This window comes from Streptomyces abyssomicinicus (assembly GCF_008974245.1).
Taxonomy (GTDB): Bacteria; Actinomycetota; Actinomycetes; order Streptomycetales; family Streptomycetaceae; genus Streptomyces; species Streptomyces abyssomicinicus.
In genome coordinates, this window is record NZ_BBZI01000015.1 from 112,431 (window position 1) to 130,053 (window position 17,623).

A 17,623-nucleotide genomic window follows, 5' to 3' on the forward strand; every position below is an offset into this window, starting at 1 on the left:
ACCCGGGGCACGTATTTGAACATGTTCAAGAATGGTGTACGCTGCTCCGTGTGAGCGACAGAGCCGCCCTGCTGAAGGGCATTCGCGCGTGGTTGCTGTTCTTCGTGGTGTGTCTCGTGCTGAGCGGGATCACCGCCTTTCCCCTGGTGCACGAGCTGCGCTGGGCGCAGGAGGCCCTGTCCGTGCTCCCGGCGCCGGACGGGCTGGTGGAGTGGATCGCCCGGGTCCGCCGCGGACTGGACGAGGCGGACGCCTCGTACCCGTTCCTGCTGTACGGGACGGACTGGCTGGCCTTCGCCCACCTGGTGATCGCGGTGGCCTTCTGGGGGCCCTACCGGGACCCGGTGCGCAACATCTGGGTGATCGAGTTCGGCATGATCGCCTGCGCGGGGGTCATTCCGCTGGCGCTGATCTGCGGGCCGATCCGGGGCATCCCGGTCTTCTGGATGCTGATCGACATGTCCTTCGGGGTGTTCGGGGTGATCCCGCTGGCGATCCTGCGCCGCCGGATCAAGCGGCTGGAGGCCCTGACCGCGGCCGCCGGTCCGGCCGGCCGGGACGGTGCGGGCCGCCCGGAGGGTGCGGGCCGCCCGGACGGCGCGGACGGCCCGGACGGCACGGTCAGGCCGGTCCCGGTCAGCGGTTGAAGGCCGGGAAGGCGAAGCGCTGCGCGATGGCGAGGCCGTCACCCCGCGCGTCGGTGGAGTTGACCGAGTAGACCACCGTGCGGGACAGGTTCCGGGTGGCCGCCACCACCGTGTGGTAGCCGGGGCGGGAACCGGTCTTGCCCCAGACCTCCAGCCCGTTGATCGCGAAGCGCTCCAGGCCCAGGCCGATGGTCGCGGCCCCGCCGTTCTCGTCGTCCACATCCGGGACCTGGAACATCTGGTCGAGGTACGGCTGCGGGACCACCTCGCCGCGGAAGAGCGAGACCATCAGGGTCTCCAGGTCGGCGGTGGAGGAGATCAGGTCGCCGGCCGCGAAACGGTCCGTCATGTTCCACTCGGTGACGTCCGTGAGCCGGCCGTCGATCCGCTCGTACCCGCGGTTGTGCGGCCCCTGGATCCGGGGGTCGCCGTTCACCGGGAAGTAGCTGTCCCGCATGCCGAGCGGGCGGAAGATCCGGACCTCGGCCTGGTGGGCGAAGGTATCCCCGGTGACCTCCTCGACCAGCAGGCCGAGGACGACGTAGTGGATGTTGGCGTACCGCTGCACCTCGCCGGGCGTGGTGCCCGGCCCCGCGGCGATCGACCCGGCGACCACCTCCTGCGGCGTCAGCGTGTCGAAGCGGTGCTCCCACATGTCCTCGGTGGTGTCGCCGAAGGACGCGCCCGGCCGCAGGCCGCTGGTGTGGTTCAGCAGCTGGCGCACCGTCATCGGAGCGAATTCCGCCGGGAAGAGCCCCGGCAGGTAGCGCTGCACGGGCCGGTCCAGGCCGATCCGGCCCTCGGCGGCGAGCTGGAGCACCATCGAGGCGGTGACGACCTTGGAGGTGGAGCCGGCGCGGAAGCGGGCGTGCCGCACGGCGGGGGCGCCGGTCGACAGGTCACGGACGCCGGCCGTCCCCAGCCACGCGCCGTTGCCGCCGACGCGGACCTGGGCGGCGGTGGCCTCGTCGTCCGGGAGCCCGGAGATCGCGTCGCACAGGGACGCGGCGTCGGGGCCGGGCGCGAGCGTCACGCAGGACAGGGCCGGCCGCGGGGCGGCTGCCGCGACGCCGGCCGGTGCGAGGAGGGCGCCGATCCCCAGGGTCAGGGCGGCGGCGACGGCGGTGGCACGGGCGGTGGGGACGGTGCGGGCGGTACCGGGCATGCGGGTCTCCTCGGGACGACGGGTGCTTGCAACACGGGTCATCCTGCTGGCGGCGACCGCCGGGACGGATCATCGCCGAGAAGGGCACGGACCCGGTAACACCCCCCAGCACGAGGTGAGTTGTGGCCCGGGGAGAGGGTGGGGACGCCCCTTAGGGGGCGCCCTCCGGCACCGGCCGCGGGACGTCCCGCACGGCGTCCCGCACCGCGTCCCGCACGGCGGCCAGGACGTCGATCCGGTTGGTGGTGACCGAGTCCACGCCCGCCGCGGCCAGCCGGCGCATGGACCGGCGGGTGTCCGCGGTCCACGCCGAGACCAGGTAGCCCTCGGCGTGCAGCCGCCGCACCAGTTCCCCGGTGACGAGGCCGAAGCGGTAGTTGAGCCACCGGGGCCGGACCGCCGCCAGCAGGCCGGCGCGCGGCGGCACGGAAGTGGTCCAGGTCAGCGCGAGTTCGGCCGACGGGGCGGCGGCCCGCAGCGCCAGCAGGGTGGACGCCGACCCCGACCAGTACACACGGTCCTCCGCCCCGGTCTCCCGCACCGTCCCCAGGACGCGCCGCAGCGCCCCCGGTGTGCCGACCGCGCCGGGCAGGTCGAGCAGCACCCGGTGCCCCGCGGTGACCTCCAGGGCCCGCGCCAGCAGGGGCACGCCGCCGCCGGTGAGGTCCCGCAGCCCGGCGGCGGTGAGCGAGGACACCGGACGGTCGTGGCCCCACAGCCGCTCCAGGGTGTGGTCGTGCAGCAGCACCGGCACCCCGTCGCGGGTGAGGCGGACGTCCACCTCCACCGCGTCCGCGCCGCGTTCCAGTGCCGAGCGCAGCGAGGGCAGCGTGTTCTCGCGGTGGCGGTACGGGTCGCCGCGGTGGGCGACCGCGGTCAGGGGGCGAGCCACGCGGCGGTGTACGCGTCGATCTCGGCCGCGATCCGGGCCTTGCCGGCCGGGTCGAGGAAGGAGGCCTCCACGGCGTTCTTCGCCAGCTCGGCGAGACCGCGCTCGTCCAGGTCCAGCAGACGGGCGGCGACCGCGTACTCGTTGTTCAGGTCGGTGCCGAACATCGGCGGATCGTCGGAGTTGACCGTCACCAGCACCCCGGCCTTCACGAACTCCTTGATCGGGTGCTCGTCCAGGGTGCGCACCGCGCGGGTGGCGATGTTGGAGGTCGGGCACACCTCCAGGGCGATCCGGTGCTCGGCGAGGTGCTCGAGCAGGCGCGGATCGCGGGCCGAGCTGGTGCCGTGACCGATCCGCTCGGCGCCCAGCTCGCGCAGCGCGTCCCACACCGTCTCCGGGCCGGTGGTCTCGCCGGCGTGCGGGACGGAGCGCAGCCCGGCCGCGCGGGCGCGGTCGAAGTACGGCTTGAACTGCGGCCGGGGGACGCCTATCTCCGGGCCTCCGAGACCGAAGGAGATCAGGCCCTCGGGGCGGACCGCGTCGTCGGTGGCCAGCCGGACGGTCTCCTCGGCGGACTCCAGACCGGCCTCGCCGGGAATGTCGAAGCACCAGCGCAGGACCGTGCCGAAGTCGCTCTCGGCGGACCTCCGGGCGTCCTCTATGGCCTCCATGAACGCCTTCTCGTCCATGCCGCGCCGGACCGAGGAGTACGGGGTGACGGTCAGCTCGGCGTAGCGCACCTGCTGGCGGGCCATGTCGCGGGCGACCTCGTAGGTCAGCAGCCGGACGTCCTCAGGGGTGCGGACCAGGTCGACCACCGACAGGTACACCTGGATGAAGTGGGCGAAGTCCGTGAAGGTGAAGTAGTCGGCCAGCGCCTCCGGATCGGTGGGGACGCGCGAGTCCGGGTGGCGGGCGGCCAGTTCCGCGACGATCCGCGGGGAGGCCGAGCCGACGTGGTGGACGTGCAGTTCGGCCTTGGGAAGACCCGCGACGAAGGCGTGCAGGTCGCGGGGGACGCCGGCGTCGAGGGTGTGTCCGGCTGCGGGCTGGTCGGTCATGGAGGTCCTCCCTGGGTCCGCATCATCGTAGGGCCGACCGCCACGCGCACCGCCGTGGGCCATAGGATGGCGCGTCCGCGTACGGATGGCGTGCGCGGCGCAGCAGGAGGGGACAGCCACCGCATGGCCGACAACACCGCCGACAACCCGTACGCCGGGGGCACGCCCGACCCGTGGGCGAAGCCCGCGGAGAGCGCGCCGCAGCAGCCGGGGGCGGTGCCGCCGCCTCCCGCGTCCGCGCCCAGCCCGTTCGGCCCGCCGCCGCAGGCCCCGCAGGGCTTCGGCCCCGTGGTGCCGCCGCAGGTCACCCCGCAGTGGGCCGGCATGCCGCCGCAGCCGTCCAACGGCATGGGCGTCACCTCGATGGTGCTCGGCATCGTCGGCGTGGTCTTCCTGTGCTTCTGGCCGCTGGCGATCCTGCTGGGCGTGCTCGCCATCATCTTCGGCGCCGTCGGCATCCAGAAGGCGAAGCGCGGCGAGGCCACCAACCGGGGGATGGCCATGGCCGGCCTGATCTGCGGCATCTGCGCCATCGTGCTGCCGATCGTGCTGGTCGTCATCATCGGGGCCTCGCTCGGCCCCATGGCCGCGCTGTAGGACCGGCCGCCGCCTCCGGCACGGCCGGCTTCCGCATCGCCCACGAGGACTCCCCGCGCGCCGGGCGCACGGCACAGCCGCCCGCACCCGGCGCCGCGGGACCCGGCCGGCCTCAGCGGGCCAGCCGGTCCCGGGCCTCCATCAGGGCGAAGCCCAGCAGGTTGAGCCCACGCCACCGCCCGGGGTCCGGGGCGCGCTCGTCCGTGGCGGCCAGGCCTATGCCCCAGATCCGGTCGAGCGGGCTGGCCTCCACCAGGACGCGGTCGCCGGTGCCCCGCAGGAAGGCCCACAGGTCCTCGTGGGCGGCGAACTTGTGCACGCTGCCCTCGACGACGATGCCGAAGCGCTCGCGCTCCCACACCGCCTCGTCGAAACCGCGGACCAGCCGCCCCGCGTTCTTGGCCTGCGCCGGGCTGCCGGCCTCGAGTATCCGGCGTTCGGCCTCGGCGTCGCCGAAGAGGCGGGCCTTGCCGGCCATCATCCAGTGCTCCGCCGTCGCGTAGACCTCGCCGTCGACCGTGAACGGGGCCGGCCACCACTGGCTGAGGCAGCCCGCGCCGGCACTGCCGTCCTTCTGCGGGCGGTGACCCCAGAAGTACAGGAACTTGGCCCGGGCGCCGGAGCGCAGCAGGCCGGTCAGGTCCTCGACGGACCGCACCTGAGACGTTCGCATGCCCCTCACCATCGCACGAGCCACTGACACCGAGCCCTTGATTTTCATGTCCCACAGACGCCTCGTCGACAGATTCCGTCGATTAACCAAAAGGCAACAACGGAATCCCTTGTTGAGGTGCCATCGCTCTGTCAGGATCGGCACCCAGTCCCGGCCATGCCGGTAACCAGGCACCACGCCGCAACGTCCCCGACCGCCGCTCCGTACGGCCGGACGGACGTTCCAGGGCCGCCGCACCGGTGGCGGACCGCCTCCTGTCGGCATCTCCCGAAAGGGCCCACCCGAAAGGGCGCCACGCGCATGGAGCAGTACGAGCCCGACCGACCCTCCCCGGCTCCCTCCCAGGCCCGTCCCTCCCCGGCCCGGAGGGCCGCTCTCACCCGCCGCTCGCTGCTGCGCGCCTCGGCGGGCGGCGTGCTCGCGGCCGGGGGCGTCGGCGCGCTGAGCGCGTGCGGCATCCCGCCGGCCGGCAACGCCGGGGGCGCGGTCGCCGCCGACGACCACTCGGCGAAGGAGAAGACGGTCAGCTTCTCCAACTGGACCGAGTACATGGACGTCGACGAGGGCGAGACACGGCACCCCACCCTGGAGGAGTTCACCCGGCAGACCGGTGTCCGCGTGAAGTACAGCGAGGACATCAACGACAACAACGAGTTCTTCGCCAAGATCAAGCCGCAGCTGGCCGCCGGACAGGACACCGGCCGTGACCTGATCTGCGTCACCGACTGGCTGGCCGCCCGCATGATCCGCCTCGGCTGGGCGCAGAAGCTGGACCCCGCCAACCTGCCGACCGCGTACGCCAACCTCTCCGCCCAGTTCCGCTCGCCGGACTGGGATCCGGGCCGCGCCTACTCGTACCCGTGGACCGGCATCTCCACCGTCATCGCGTACAACAGGAAGGCCCTCGACGGCGTCGAGGTGAGGTCCGTGTCCGACCTGCTGGACAACCCGAAGCTCAAGGGCCGGGTCGGCATGCTGACCGAGATGCGCGACACCATGGGCATGACCCTGCTCGACATGGGCAAGGACCCCGGCGACTTCACCGACGACGACTACGACGCGGCGACCGCCCGCCTCCAGAAGGCCGTCGACAAGGGCCAGATCCGCCGCTTCACCGGCAACGACTACACCGCCGACCTCACCAGCGGCGACTTCGCCGCCTGCCTCGCCTGGGCCGGGGACGTCGTCCAGCTCAAGGCCGACAGCCCCGAGATCGACTTCGTCGTCCCGGACAGCGGCTACCTGACGTCCACGGACAACCTGCTCGTCCCGGCCGGCGCACGGCACAAGACCAACGCCGAGCGGCTGATCGACCACTACTACCAGCCGGCGATGGCGGCGCGGCTCGCCGCGTACATCAACTACGTCTGCCCGGTCGACGGCGTCAAGGAGGCGCTGGCCGAGATCGACCCGGACGCCGCCGAGAACCCGCTGATCCTCCCCGACCGGGCCATGGCCGAGAAGTCCCGGGCCTTCCGCTCCCTGAGCGACAAGGAAGAGACGGCCTACGAAGCCAAGTTCGCCAAGCTGACAGGGGCGTGAGTGACGTGACAGAGACCACCGGGAGCACCGCCTCCGCCTCCGGCGACGGCGGGGACGTCCGCCTCCGCGGCATCGGCAAGACGTACGGGGACTTCACCGCCGTCCACCCGCTCGACCTGACCGTCCCCGAGGGCTCCTTCTTCGCCCTGCTCGGCGCCTCCGGCTGCGGCAAGACCACCACCCTCCGGATGATCGCCGGCCTGGAGGAGCCCAGCACCGGCTCCGTCCACCTCGGCGAACAGGACGTCACCCGGCTGCCCCCCTACAAGCGGCCGGTGAACACCGTGTTCCAGTCCTACGCGCTCTTCCCCCACCTCGACGTCTTCGAGAACGTCGCCTTCGGCCTGCGCCGCCGCGGCGTCAGGTCGGTGAAGAACCAGGTCCGCGACATGCTCGACCTGGTCCAGCTCGGCGAGCACGCACGCCGGAAGCCGCACCAGCTCTCCGGCGGCCAGCAGCAGCGGGTCGCGGTGGCCCGCGCGCTGATCAACCACCCCAAGGTGCTTCTGCTCGACGAACCGCTCGGCGCCCTCGACCTCAAGCTGCGCCGGCGGATGCAGCTCGAACTCAAGCGGATCCAGACCGAGGTCGGCATCACCTTCATCCACGTCACGCACGACCAGGAGGAGGCCATGACCATGGCCGACACGGTCGCCGTGATGAACGCCGGCCGCGTCGAACAGCTCGGCGCACCCGCCGACCTCTACGAGAACCCGGCCACCACCTTCGTCGCCAACTTCCTGGGCACCTCCAACCTGATCGAGGCCGAGGTCGCCTCCACGGCCGGCGGCGAGATCCTGGTCGACACCCGCGGCGGCAGGCTGGGCGTCCCCGCCGGACGGTGCTCCGCCCCCAGCGGGACGGGCGCCAGGCTGCTGGTCGGCGTGCGGCCGGAGAAGACGGTGCTGGCCCTGGCGGACGAGGCCGGGCGAATACCCGACGGCCGCAACCGGGTCACCGGGGTGATCGCCGAGGCGAGCTTCCTCGGTGTCTCCACCCAGTACCTGGTCGACGGCCCCGCCGGACGGGGTCTCGCGGTGTACGCGCAGAACGTCGACCGCGATCCCCGTCTGGTGCCCGGCGCGGAGGTGGTCGTGCACTGGGACCGCGCCCACACCTTCGCCCTGGACGCCGCGCAGGACATCGAGGCCGGGGTCGAGCGGGTCGAGCCGGCCACCGCCGGGAAGGACGGGAGAGCCGAGCGGGCCGAGAGGGCCGAGCGGGCCGAGAGGGCCGAGAGGGAAGAGAAGGCCGGGAAGGACGGGCAGACCGAGAGGGCCGAGCAGGCCGGGAAGGCCGAGGACGCCTGGACCGCGGACGGCGCCGCGAAGGAGGCGGCCGGATGAGCTCCGCCACCCTCACCGGGACGCCCCCGCCACCCCCGCCGGCCACCCCCGCCGCCGCACGGCGGACGACGCCCCGGCGCCGACGGGGCCGGCTCACGCCCTACCTGCTGCTCCTGCCCGGCCTGCTCTGGCTGCTGGTGTTCTTCGCGCTGCCGGTGATCTACCAGGCGTCGACTTCCGTCCAGACCGGATCGCTGGAAGCCGGGTACGAGGTGACCTGGCGGTTCGCCACCTACACGGAAGCGCTCGCCGACTACTGGCCCCACTTCCTGCGCTCCGTCGTCTACGCGGGCACCGCCACCGTGCTCTGCCTCCTGCTCGGCTACCCGCTGGCCTACCTGATCGCCTTCCGGGCCGGGCGCTGGCGGAACCTGATCATGATCCTGGTGATCGCGCCGTTCTTCACCAGCTTCCTGATCCGCACCCTGGCCTGGAAGACGATCCTGGCCGACGGGGGCGTCGTGGTCGAGACGCTGAACACCCTGCACGTCCTCGACGTGACCGCCGGACTCGGCCTCACCGACGGGGAGCGCCTGCTCGCCACGCCGCTGGCCGTGGTCTGCGGCCTGACCTACAACTTCCTGCCGTTCATGATCCTCCCGCTCTACACCTCGCTGGAGCGGATCGACCCCCGGCTGCACGAGGCGGCCGCCGACCTCTACGCCCGCCCCGCCACCGTCTTCCGCAGGGTCACCCTGCCGCTGTCGATGCCCGGCGTGGTCGCCGGAACACTGCTCACCTTCATCCCGGCGGGCGGCGACTACGTCAACGCCGACCTGCTGGGCTCCACCGACACCCGCATGATCGGCAACGTCATCCAGGTCCAGTTCCTGCGCGTCCTGGACTACCCGACCGCCGCGGCGCTCTCCTTCATCCTGATGGCCGTGATCCTGGTGGTCGTCAGCGTCCACATCCGCCGCTCCGGGACGGAGGACCTCGTCTGATGGCCCCGCTCACCTGGTTCCGGCGCCACCTGGTCGTGATCTTCGGCCTGTTGACGCTCGGCTACCTGCTCCTGCCCAACGTCGTCGTCACGGTCTTCTCCTTCAACGACCCCGCGGGCCGCTTCAACTACGCCTGGAACGAGTTCTCCACCGACGCCTGGAGCCGGCCGTGCGGCGTCGACGGGCTCTGCGCGTCACTGGCGCTCAGCCTCCAGCTCGCCCTCTGGTCGACCCTCGCCGCCACCGTCCTCGGCACCATGACCGCCTTCGCCCTGGCCCGGTACCGGTTCCGGGCGCGCGGCGCGGTCAACTCGCTGATCTTCCTCCCGATGGCGATGCCCGAGGTCGTGATGGCCGCCTCGCTGCTCACCCTGTTCCTCAACATGGGCGCGCGGCTGGGCTTCTGGACGGTGCTGATCGCCCACATCATGTTCTGCCTCAGCTTCGTCGTCACCGCCGTCAAGGCGCGCGTGATGTCGATGGACCCGCGCCTGGAGCAGGCCGCGCAGGACCTCTACGCCGGACCGGCGCAGACCTTCCTCCGCGTCACCCTGCCCATCGCCTGGCCCGGTATCGCGGCCGGCGCGCTCCTCGCCTTCGCGCTCTCCTTCGACGACTTCATCATCACCAACTTCACCGCGGGTTCCACGGTCACCTTCCCCATGTACGTCTGGGGATCGGCGCAGCGCGGGACCCCGGTGCAGATCAACGTCGTCGGCACGGCCATGTTCCTGGTCGCCGTGCTGGTCGTCGTGGTCTCCATGGCCGTGGGCAACGGCCGAAAACGCATGAAAGCGTAAACACAACACATCCTGTGGGGAGTTGAGATTCATGGCCCCTGGAGCCATGAACCGTTGGACCAAGTCTCTCGCCGAGGCCCGGCCGGTCGCCTACTGGCTGGAGGACCCGGGGAGGCCCCGCCCCGAGCCCGCCCTCACCGCCGCCACCACCTGCGACCTGCTGGTGGTCGGCGGTGGATACAGCGGACTGTGGACCGCGCTGCTCGCCAAGGAGCGCGACCCCGGCCGCGACGTGCTGCTGCTGGAGGGCAAGGAGGTCGGCTGGGCCGCCTCGGGACGCAACGGCGGGTTCTGCGCCGCCTCCCTCACCCACGGCCTCGCCAACGGGCTCTCCCGGTGGCCGGGCGAGATCCGCCGGCTCGAGGAACTGGGCGCGCGCAACCTCGACGCCATCGAGGACACCGTCGCCCGGTACGGCCTGGACTGCGAGTTCGAGCGCACCGGGGAGATCGACCTCGCCACCGAACCGCACCAGGTCGGCGAACTGCGCGCACTGCACGGCCTGATGGAGGACCACGGACTCGCCGACGGCATCGAGCTCCTCGACGCAGAGGGCGTGCGCGCCCACGTGAACTCCCCGACCTTCCTCGCCGGCCTGTACGACCGGCGAGGCGTCGCCCTGGTCCACCCCGCCAAGCTGGCCTGGGAGCTGAAGAGGGCCTGCCGGGAACTGGGCGTACGGATCCACGAGCACAGCCCGGCGCTCTCCCTGCGGCAGCAGGGCGGCGGCGTCACCGTGACCACGCCCTACGGCTCGGTGCGGGCCGGGAAGGTGGCCCTGGCCACCAACGTCTTCCCCAGCCTGCTGCGCCGGGTACGGCCGTACACCGTGCCGGTCTACGACTACGCCCTGCTCACCGAGCCCCTGAGCGAGGAGCGTTCGGCCTCGCTCGGGTGGCGGGGCCGCCAGGGACTGGCCGACCTCGCCAACCAGTTCCACTACTTCCGGCTCACCGCCGACAACCGGATCCTGTGGGGCGGCTACGACGCCGTCTACCGTTACGGCGGGCGGGTGCGCGCCGAGTACGACAACCGCCCCGAGACCTTCGCCGCGCTCGCGGGGCAGTTCTTCACCTGCTTCCCGCAGCTGGAAGGGCTGCGTTTCACCCACGCCTGGGGCGGCGCCATCGACACCTGCTCGCGGTTCGCGCCGTTCTTCGGCACGGCGCACCGGGGGCGGGTCGGCTACTCCGTCGGCTACACGGGGCTGGGCGTGGGCGCCACCCGGTTCGGCGCGCAGGTGGTGCTGGACCTGCTGGACGGGGAGGTCACCGAGCGGACGTCGCTGGAGATGGTGCGGTCCAAGCCGCTGCCGTTCCCGCCCGAGCCGTTCGCCTGGACCGGGATCGCGCTCACCCGGTGGTCGCTGGCCCGGGCCGACGTCAACGGCGGCAGACGCAACGTCTGGCTGCGGGCGCTGGACCGGGTGGGGCTCGGGTTCGACAGCTGACCGCGCCGCCCCGCGGAACCGCCCGCCGGACAGCGGCCCTCCGCGCGCTCACCCTCACTCGAAGGGGTGAGTGCGCGGAAGTCGCGTAATGACCGGCGCGGAACCTCCTCTCTCCCTCAGGACAGTGCCGTCCGGCCGGTCGGCGGCACACCGGGAGCGAGGAGGTTCCGCGGATGAACGGGACGGCTGCGGTGAGGCGGGCGGTCGAGTGGCTGGCGTCGGTCGCGCCCGATCCGGTGGCCTGCCGGCGGGAATGGGAACAGCGCGCCGACGGCGTGGTCCTGCTGCCGGCCGGGAAGGGCTGGGACGTGCTGATACTGCCGGGCGGACTGGGGCACGCCACCCTGGCGGTGCTGCTGCGGTGCCTCGACCGGCCGGGCCCGGTGCTGGCCGGGTTCGAGGAGGGGCGGGTGGGGTTCCTGGTCCCGCCCGGGACCGCCGGGCGGTGGCTCGGCACGGGGGTGCGGGCGGTGGGGCGCGGTGCCTGGGTGGTCGTCCCGCGTCCTGGCCGGGAGCACGGGGGGAGAATGCGGTGGCTGGTCCCGCCCGACGGGACGGGGCTGCTGACGGATCCCGTGCTGCTGGAGATCGCCATGCACGAGGCGGTGGCGGGACTGACCGAGGGCTGACGACCGCGTCACGAGCCGGAGTGTTTGCCCGTGCGGAGGGCGGTGGGGGCCGTGAGGGCGGCGGCGCCGGCGGTGAGGCTGCCCACGACGTCCAGCGGCCAGTGGTACCCGTGCCGGACGAGCCCGACCCCCGTGGCCGCCACCAGCACCACGCCCGCCCCGACGGCGGCGAGCCGCGCCACCCGCCGCCGCAGCCAGGGCAGCACGAGCAGAACGGCCGCACCGTAGAAGACCACCGCCGTGGCGGTGTGCCCCGACGGGTAGAAGCCGGTGTCCGGAGCCATCGGCGGCGGACCCGGGCGGTCGATCAGTGCCTGGAGCGGGGCGACCACCAGCGGCACGGCCACCGCCGCCCCCGCGGCCGCCACGAGCGCCGCCCACCACCGCCGCAGTCCCGCCGCCCGCGCCCTGAGCGCCGCGTAGCCGGCGGCCGCCGCCAGCACCGGCAGGGCAACCTCGACGTTGCCCAGGTCGGCGAGGAAGGCCGAGACCCCGTCCCGTGCGAGCAGCGCCCGTCCCAGCCGCTCGTCGGCCCGGGCCAGCGGACCCTCCGCGGCGACCTGCCAGGTCACCACCGCGAACAGCAGGCCCAGCAGGCACAGCGCAGGGCGGAGGAACGGCGGGCGGGGTCGCGGGGGAGTGATCGGCACGCCTCCCAGGGTGCCGGACATGCCGAAGGGCCGGCACAAGGGGGGGTGTGTGCCGGCCCTTCGGAGGACCACCGGCAAGGGCGGTCCGGACCGGGCCGCCGTGCGCCCCGGGGGGTTTGGGGCGGACGGCCGTCCGGTCGGTGAGGAGAACCCCGGAGCGTCAGGTCTCCGGGTGTGCGCGATGCACGGCCGGACCGGAGGTGGGGAATCCTCGGCCCGTGGTACCCGCGGCGGACCGTGGGTACGAGGTGTCTCTCATCTGCGTCGAACCTACGGCAGACCCGGAGGGCGGGACAGGCGCCACGGCGACCCGCCATCCACCCCGCACACCTTCTTCACAGGCTCTCCCGGGGCGGAGGCACCCGCCCCGCACCCGGGGTCCCGGCGGGGTCCTGACGGCCGGGTGCGCGCTGCTCAGGCTGCGCCGAACGCCTGCTCGAGGACGTCGAGACCCTCGTTCAGCAGGTCGTCCCCGATCACCAGCGGCGGCAGGAAGCGCAGCACGTTGCCGTAGGTGCCGCAGGTGAGGACGAGCACGCCCTCCTGGTGGCAGGCCTTCGCCACGGCGGCAGCGAGCTGGGCGTCGGGCTCCTTGGTGACGCGGTCCTTGACCAGCTCGATGGCGATCATGCCGCCACGGCCGCGGACGTCGCCGATCGCGTCGAACTTCTCCGCCATCGCGTGGAGGCGGCCCTTCATGACCTCCTCGATGTGCCGGGCGCGGGCGTTGAGGTCCAGCTCCTTCATGGTCTCGATGGCGCCCAGCGCGGCGGCGCAGGCCACCGGGTTGCCGCCGTAGGTGCCGCCGAGGCCGCCGGCGTGCGCGGCGTCCATGATCTCGGCGCGGCCGGTGACCGCGGCCAGCGGCAGGCCGCCGGCGATGCCCTTGGCGGTGGTGATCAGGTCCGGGACGACGCCCTCGTCCTCGCAGGCGAACCACTGGCCGGTGCGGCAGAAGCCGGACTGGATCTCGTCCGCGACGAACACGATGCCGTGCTCGGTGGCGAACTCGCGGATCGCGGGCAGGAAGCCCTTGGCCGGCTCGATGAAGCCGCCCTCGCCGAGGACCGGCTCGATGATGATCGCGGCCACGTTCTCGGCGCCGACCTGCTTGACGATCTGGTCGACGGCCTGGGCGGCGGCCTCCGGACCGGCGTTGTCGGCGCCCGTCGGCCAGCGGTAGCCGTAGGCCACCGGCACCCGGTACACCTCGGGGGCGAACGGGCCGAAGCCGTGCTTGTACGGCATGTTCTTCGCCGTCAGCGCCATGGTGAGGTTGGTGCGGCCGTGGTAGCCGTGGTCGAAGACCACGACCGCCTGGCGCTTGGTGTACGCGCGGGCGATCTTGACCGCGTTCTCCACCGCCTCGGCGCCGGAGTTGAACAGGGCGGACTTCTTGGCGTGGTCGCCCGGGGTCAGCTCGGACAGCGCCTCGGCGACGGCGACGTAGCCCTCGTACGGGGTGACCATGAAGCAGGTGTGGGTGAAGTCGGCGAGCTGGGCGGAGGCCCGGCGGACCACGGCCTCCGCCGAGGCGCCGACCGTGGTGACGGCGATGCCGGAGCCGAAGTCGATGAACCGGTTGCCGTCGACGTCCTCGATGACGCCGCCGTCCGCGCGGGAGGCGAAGACCGGCAGGGTGGAGCCCACGCCCTGGGCCACCGCGGCGGCCCGGCGGGCCTGCAGCTCGATCGACTTCGGGCCGGGGACGGCGGTGACGACGCGGCGCTCCTGCGGCAGCGCGGATGCGGTCATGGGGGACTCCCTGAGGGTCGTGCGGACGGTCGGGGGTGTGTCGCCCGGCGGTCCCTGCCGCCGTGTCGCTGCCGGCCATGGGCCGCAGGACGGACGCTTCCCTCCTTGTTCGCAGGCTAGGGCCGGGGGAGCGGGGTGAGCATGCTCCACGGGGGAGCGTTCGGCGTGTCGCCTTGTCCGCGAAGGCGCAGTGCGGTGGAGGGCGGGCCGCTCAGGCGCCGCCGCGGGGCGCCCTGCCCCGGCCGGTGCCGCCGCCGTGCGCGGTCCCGCCCGGGTGCCGGTCCCCGCCGCCGTGCCCGGTCCGGCCGCCACCGCCACCTCCACCGCCGCCGCCATGGGCGTTGCCGTTGCCGTTGCCCGTGGCCTTGAGGGCGAGCCAGAGTTCCATCCGGACGTCCGGGTCGTCCAGCGAGCGGCCCAGGATCTCCTCCACCCGGCGCATCCGGTACCGCAGGGTGTGCCGGTGCACGCCGAGGTCGGCCGCGGCCGCGTCCCACTGGCCGTGCCGCGACAGCCAGGCGCGCAGTGAGGCGACCAGGTCGCCCCGGCCGGTGGCGTCGTGGTCGCGCAGCGCGCGGAGCTGGCCCTCGGCGAAGGCGCGCACCGCGTCGTCGGCGAGCAGCGGCAGCACCGAGCCGGCCGCCAGGTGTTCGTGCTCGACCAGCACCCGGCCCCGGCGGCGGGCCACCGCCAGCGCCTGCACCGCCTGTTTGTAGGCCGCGCCCACGCTGGTCGGCCCGGCCGGGGCCGAGACGCCGATGGCCGGGCCGACGCCCCGTTCGGCGGCGGCCTCGTGGGCGGCCGCCTGTTCGGCGCAGGCGGCCAGGGCCGCTCCACCGTCCGCGGCCAGCACCACCACGCGGTCCTGCTCGGCCTCCGGCACCACCAGGACCGGCTCGCCCGCCCAGGCGGCGGCCGCCTCCAGCGCGGTGGCCAGCTCCGCGCCCCGGCACTCGGCCACCACCACCCGGAACGGGGCGTCCAGCAGGCCGCCGTACAGGTCGCCGGCGACCGTCCGGGCGTGCTCCGCCTCCCCGGAGAGCAGCATGTGCAGCACGGCGGCGCCTATCCGCTGCTCCGCCTCGTGCAGCGAACCGGACCGCTCGGTGGTGAGGGTGAGCAGCGCGATCGCGGAGTGCACGGCGTAACGCTCGGCCGTGCCGAGAGGGGCCGCGGTGCCGACGGCCAGGGCGGAGCGGGGGAGGCGGCCGGTACCGAGGGTGTGCAGCTCGACCCGGTCCTCGCCGTGGGCGGCGGCACCGCGGCCGTCGGCCCGGTCGTCCTCCTCGGCCCTGCCGGCGATCACCGCGGTGGCGGGTGTCCGGCGGTCACGCAGCCGCTGCACGTCGGGGGTGAGGCGGGCGGCGCGGCGCTCCGCCCAGTCGGGGGCCGTCGCCACCACGGCGCCGGACGCGTCGTAGAGCGCCGCCCAGCCGTCGACCTGGGCGGCCAGGGCGGCCAGCAGACCCTCGGGGCCGTCACCGAGCGCCCGGCGGGTCAGTTCGCGCTGGGCGGCGAAGCCGGCGGTCACCGCGCGGTACTGCTCCGTGGCGATGGCCGCGGAGACCGCCTTGCTGATGGCCAGGAACGGCGTCGCGCGCGGCACCTCCAGCAGGGGCAGGCCGTGCGTGGCCGCGGCGTCCACGAGGGCCTGGGGCACCTTCTCGTAGTTCACGCCCACCCCGAAGCCGAGTCCGACGACGCCTGCGGCGGCGAGGCGGCGCACGTAGCGGTCGGCCTCCCCGGGGTCCTCGGCGTCCAGCTTCAGGGCGGTGGTGAGCAGGAGTTCACCGCCCTCCATGTAGGGGACGGGGTCCGGCAGCTCGCTCACGTGAGCCCACCGCACGGGCACGTCCAGGCGGGTGTCCTCCCCCGCGCCGAGGGTGAGGCGCAGCGCGGAGTGGTGCAGCAGCGAGGCGAGGGTGGGCGGCATCGGTGTTCCTGACGGTGACGTTTTTGGCCGGACCGGAGCGGGCCCCACGCCAATTCTGCCGCACCGTACCCCCGCGGGGTGGCCCGTCACCGCCCCGGGCCACGTCACCGCGCGCCATCGGTGCGGTCGGACGGCGGTCGCGCCGCCGCGCGCGCCGTGTCCGCGCGCGACCGGTCAGCGGGGCAGGCCGGGACCGGGTGTCCGGCGCCGGCCGAGGTAGGAGGCGACGATGCGACGCAGCTCGGCGCGCTCGGTGGCCGTGTCGAAGCCGGGGTCGTCGCTGATGAGGTGGCCGGCGTCGGTGATGGCCACGATCCAGCGTGCCGCGCGGTCGGGGTCGGTGTCGGGGGCGAAGGCGCCCGTGGCCTGCCCGTCGACCACCAGCGCGGCGACGGCCCTCCTGGCGCTCTCGTCCTTGGCGATCACGGTCGCTGCGAACTCCGGGTCGCGTCGGGCGAGCTGGATCATGGCCGCGGCCAGGCCCGGCGCGACCGGGTCGCCGAGGTCCGCGGTCAGGAGGCCGAGCACCTCGTCCAGCGCGCGTACGGGGTCGGTGCGGTCGATCCGTTCCAGACCGGCGGTGACCGTCGTGAGGTCGTCGGCGACGATCGCCAGGAACATGGTGCGCTTGTCGGCGAAGTAGTGGAACAGGGTGCCCGATCCCACGCCGGCCCGCTTGCAGATCGCGGCCGTGGTGGCGCCGTCGTAGCCGCGCTCGGCGAACACCTCGGCCGCCGCGGAGAGGATCGCGGCCCGGCGTACCGCGTGCTTCTCAGGATTGACCGTCCGCATCGGTGGTGCCTCTCTCCGCACCGGCTCGCGCCGCGTCGGCGGCCCGCTTCTTCCGGCGCTTGTACTCCTCGGCGGCGACGCCGCAGGCGATCAGGAACCCCACCACGTACTTGGCCCACGGGAACGACAGGTCCGGGAGCCGGCTCCCGATCCACTCGATGACCGGCTCGAGGTACCGCAGCGGGTTGATCCACCGCAGCCAGTGGGGCGCGGACCAGTCGGGCAGGTCGATCCACCGGTCCAGCCGGGGGAGCAGCGCGCCCAACAGCGCCCGCAGCAACGCACTCACGCCGAGGATCGCCAGAAGCGTACCGCCGGCGTTGAGGGCCACGTGCCGCGCGGCGTACAGGCCGGGCCGACGCTGCTGGAACGCGTACAGGCGTGCCGCGCGCGTCCCCGGGGGCGGTTCGAACGGGGTGAGCACCGGCTTGAGTGCTCCCTTCTCGACCAGGGCCACCCGCCACACGCGGCCCTTCCACCAGAACTGCACCCGGACCCGGGGCCCGCCCTCGCAGGTCAGGTCGATACGGCCCGCTTCGTCGGTGTGGCCTGCGGCGGCTTCCGCACCGTCGACGAGCAGGCGGGCGTGGTTGTGCTTGCCTTCGAGCCAGACCTTCACCCGGAGGTCGGAGCCGTCGTGGCGGAGGCGGTAGCGGGAGCCGGTCACCTCATTAATGTAGCGCGCACTCCATTATTGGGCCATGGTGGGGTGGGGCCATGGTGGGGTGGGGCCAAGGCGCGGAGGAC

The 17,623-nt window shown here is 73.4% G+C and carries 17 protein-coding genes; 8 read left to right on the plus strand and 9 right to left on the minus strand.

The features are described 5' to 3' along the window. Positions 1–50: 50 nt before the first annotated feature. Complete coding sequence (locus GBN72_RS32165; protein WP_151775507.1) at positions 51–647, plus strand: hypothetical protein; 597 nt, start codon at positions 51–53, stop codon at positions 645–647. Here GBN72_RS32165 and GBN72_RS32170 read toward each other — a convergent pair. The 3 genes from GBN72_RS32170 to GBN72_RS32180 form a co-directional block, all read right to left on the minus strand. Next, entirely contained in the window at positions 637–1,812 is a 1,176-nt protein-coding gene (locus GBN72_RS32170; RefSeq protein ID WP_151775508.1) for a serine hydrolase domain-containing protein, read from the minus strand. The genes GBN72_RS32165 and GBN72_RS32170 overlap by 11 nt on opposite strands. A 151-nt stretch (positions 1,813–1,963) precedes the next feature. After that, positions 1,964–2,704 (minus strand): glycerophosphodiester phosphodiesterase, encoded by a 741-nt coding sequence (locus GBN72_RS32175; RefSeq protein WP_151775509.1) that lies wholly within the window; start codon positions 2,702–2,704, stop codon positions 1,964–1,966. Next, a complete protein-coding gene (locus GBN72_RS32180) occupies positions 2,689–3,765 on the minus strand; it encodes an adenosine deaminase (protein WP_151775510.1) in 1,077 nt (358 codons plus the stop codon). The genes GBN72_RS32175 and GBN72_RS32180 overlap by 16 nt, the downstream gene beginning before the upstream one ends. Positions 3,766–3,888: 123 nt before the next feature. Between GBN72_RS32180 and GBN72_RS32185 the strand changes: the two genes are divergently transcribed. Then, positions 3,889–4,362, plus strand: a complete 474-nt coding sequence (locus GBN72_RS32185) for a DUF4190 domain-containing protein (protein ID WP_151775511.1) — start codon at positions 3,889–3,891, stop codon at positions 4,360–4,362. Positions 4,363–4,474: 112 nt separating this feature from the next. On the opposite strand, the gene ybiA is transcribed toward GBN72_RS32185, so the two are convergent. Further along, positions 4,475–5,035: a riboflavin biosynthesis intermediates N-glycosidase gene (gene ybiA / locus GBN72_RS32190; protein ID WP_246213035.1), complete on the minus strand. Its 561-nt coding sequence runs from the start codon at positions 5,033–5,035 to the stop codon at positions 4,475–4,477. A 300-nt stretch (positions 5,036–5,335) separates the two neighbouring features. Here ybiA and GBN72_RS32195 point away from each other — a divergent pair, with 300 nt between their 5' ends. The 6 genes from GBN72_RS32195 (at position 5,336) to GBN72_RS32220 (ending at position 11,746) form a co-directional block, all read left to right on the plus strand. After that, positions 5,336–6,577, plus strand: coding sequence for a polyamine ABC transporter substrate-binding protein (locus GBN72_RS32195; protein ID WP_151775512.1), 1,242 nt, complete (start codon positions 5,336–5,338; stop codon positions 6,575–6,577). Further along, positions 6,574–7,923, plus strand: a complete 1,350-nt coding sequence (locus tag GBN72_RS32200; RefSeq protein ID WP_246213036.1) for an ABC transporter ATP-binding protein — start codon at positions 6,574–6,576, stop codon at positions 7,921–7,923. The genes GBN72_RS32195 and GBN72_RS32200 overlap by 4 nt, the downstream gene beginning before the upstream one ends. Continuing rightward, on the plus strand, positions 7,920–8,867 hold the full coding sequence (locus GBN72_RS32205) for an ABC transporter permease (protein ID WP_151775513.1): 948 nt from the start codon (positions 7,920–7,922) through the stop codon (positions 8,865–8,867). Before GBN72_RS32200 ends, GBN72_RS32205 begins: the two co-directional genes overlap by 4 nt. Then, positions 8,867–9,667, plus strand: a complete 801-nt coding sequence (locus GBN72_RS32210) for an ABC transporter permease (RefSeq protein ID WP_151775514.1) — start codon at positions 8,867–8,869, stop codon at positions 9,665–9,667. Before GBN72_RS32205 ends, GBN72_RS32210 begins: the two co-directional genes overlap by 1 nt. Before the next feature lie 31 nt (positions 9,668–9,698). Then, the gene (locus GBN72_RS32215; RefSeq protein ID WP_151775515.1) at positions 9,699–11,117 is read left to right on the plus strand and encodes an NAD(P)/FAD-dependent oxidoreductase; all 1,419 of its coding nucleotides are present in this window, start codon (positions 9,699–9,701) and stop codon (positions 11,115–11,117) included. A gap of 173 nt (positions 11,118–11,290) precedes the next feature. Next, complete coding sequence (locus GBN72_RS32220) at positions 11,291–11,746, plus strand: hypothetical protein (RefSeq protein ID WP_151775516.1); 456 nt, start codon at positions 11,291–11,293, stop codon at positions 11,744–11,746. An 8-nt stretch (positions 11,747–11,754) separates the two neighbouring features. Here the strand turns inward: GBN72_RS32220 and GBN72_RS32225 are convergent, their stop codons facing one another. The 5 genes from GBN72_RS32225 to GBN72_RS32245 all read right to left on the minus strand — a co-directional run bounded on the left by GBN72_RS32225 (position 11,755) and on the right by GBN72_RS32245 (position 17,543). After that, on the minus strand, positions 11,755–12,396 hold the full coding sequence (locus GBN72_RS32225; protein ID WP_246213037.1) for a phosphatase PAP2 family protein: 642 nt from the start codon (positions 12,394–12,396) through the stop codon (positions 11,755–11,757). A 414-nt stretch (positions 12,397–12,810) separates the two neighbouring features. Then, positions 12,811–14,151: a 4-aminobutyrate--2-oxoglutarate transaminase gene (gene gabT / locus GBN72_RS32230; protein WP_151775518.1), complete on the minus strand. Its 1,341-nt coding sequence runs from the start codon at positions 14,149–14,151 to the stop codon at positions 12,811–12,813. Between the two features lie 211 nt (positions 14,152–14,362). Next, positions 14,363–16,084: a PucR family transcriptional regulator gene (locus tag GBN72_RS32235; RefSeq protein WP_151775519.1), complete on the minus strand. Its 1,722-nt coding sequence runs from the start codon at positions 16,082–16,084 to the stop codon at positions 14,363–14,365. A gap of 174 nt (positions 16,085–16,258) precedes the next feature. Continuing rightward, positions 16,259–16,876: a TetR/AcrR family transcriptional regulator gene (locus tag GBN72_RS32240; protein WP_151775520.1), complete on the minus strand. Its 618-nt coding sequence runs from the start codon at positions 16,874–16,876 to the stop codon at positions 16,259–16,261. After that, a complete protein-coding gene (locus tag GBN72_RS32245) occupies positions 16,857–17,543 on the minus strand; it encodes a hypothetical protein (protein WP_151775521.1) in 687 nt (228 codons plus the stop codon). Before GBN72_RS32245 ends, GBN72_RS32240 begins: the two co-directional genes overlap by 20 nt. Positions 17,544–17,623 lie beyond the last annotated feature (80 nt).

Bases quoted from the DNA above. Each gene is read 5' to 3' on its own strand.
- gabT (WP_151775518.1), bottom strand. From the start codon at position 14,151: ATGACCGCATCCGCGCTGCCGCAGGAGCGCCGCGTCGTCACCGCCGTC.
- GBN72_RS32205 (WP_151775513.1), top strand. From the start codon at position 7,920: ATGAGCTCCGCCACCCTCACCGGGACGCCCCCGCCACCCCCGCCGGCC.
- ybiA (WP_246213035.1), bottom strand. From the start codon at position 5,035: ATGCGAACGTCTCAGGTGCGGTCCGTCGAGGACCTGACCGGCCTGCTG.
- GBN72_RS32235 (WP_151775519.1), bottom strand. From the start codon at position 16,084: ATGCCGCCCACCCTCGCCTCGCTGCTGCACCACTCCGCGCTGCGCCTC.
- GBN72_RS32170 (WP_151775508.1), bottom strand. From the start codon at position 1,812: ATGCCCGGTACCGCCCGCACCGTCCCCACCGCCCGTGCCACCGCCGTC.
- GBN72_RS32195 (WP_151775512.1), top strand. From the start codon at position 5,336: ATGGAGCAGTACGAGCCCGACCGACCCTCCCCGGCTCCCTCCCAGGCC.
- GBN72_RS32220 (WP_151775516.1), top strand. From the start codon at position 11,291: ATGAACGGGACGGCTGCGGTGAGGCGGGCGGTCGAGTGGCTGGCGTCG.
- GBN72_RS32210 (WP_151775514.1), top strand. From the start codon at position 8,867: ATGGCCCCGCTCACCTGGTTCCGGCGCCACCTGGTCGTGATCTTCGGC.
- GBN72_RS32215 (WP_151775515.1), top strand. From the start codon at position 9,699: ATGGCCCCTGGAGCCATGAACCGTTGGACCAAGTCTCTCGCCGAGGCC.
- GBN72_RS32180 (WP_151775510.1), bottom strand. From the start codon at position 3,765: ATGACCGACCAGCCCGCAGCCGGACACACCCTCGACGCCGGCGTCCCC.
- GBN72_RS32240 (WP_151775520.1), bottom strand. From the start codon at position 16,876: ATGCGGACGGTCAATCCTGAGAAGCACGCGGTACGCCGGGCCGCGATC.
- GBN72_RS32185 (WP_151775511.1), top strand. From the start codon at position 3,889: ATGGCCGACAACACCGCCGACAACCCGTACGCCGGGGGCACGCCCGAC.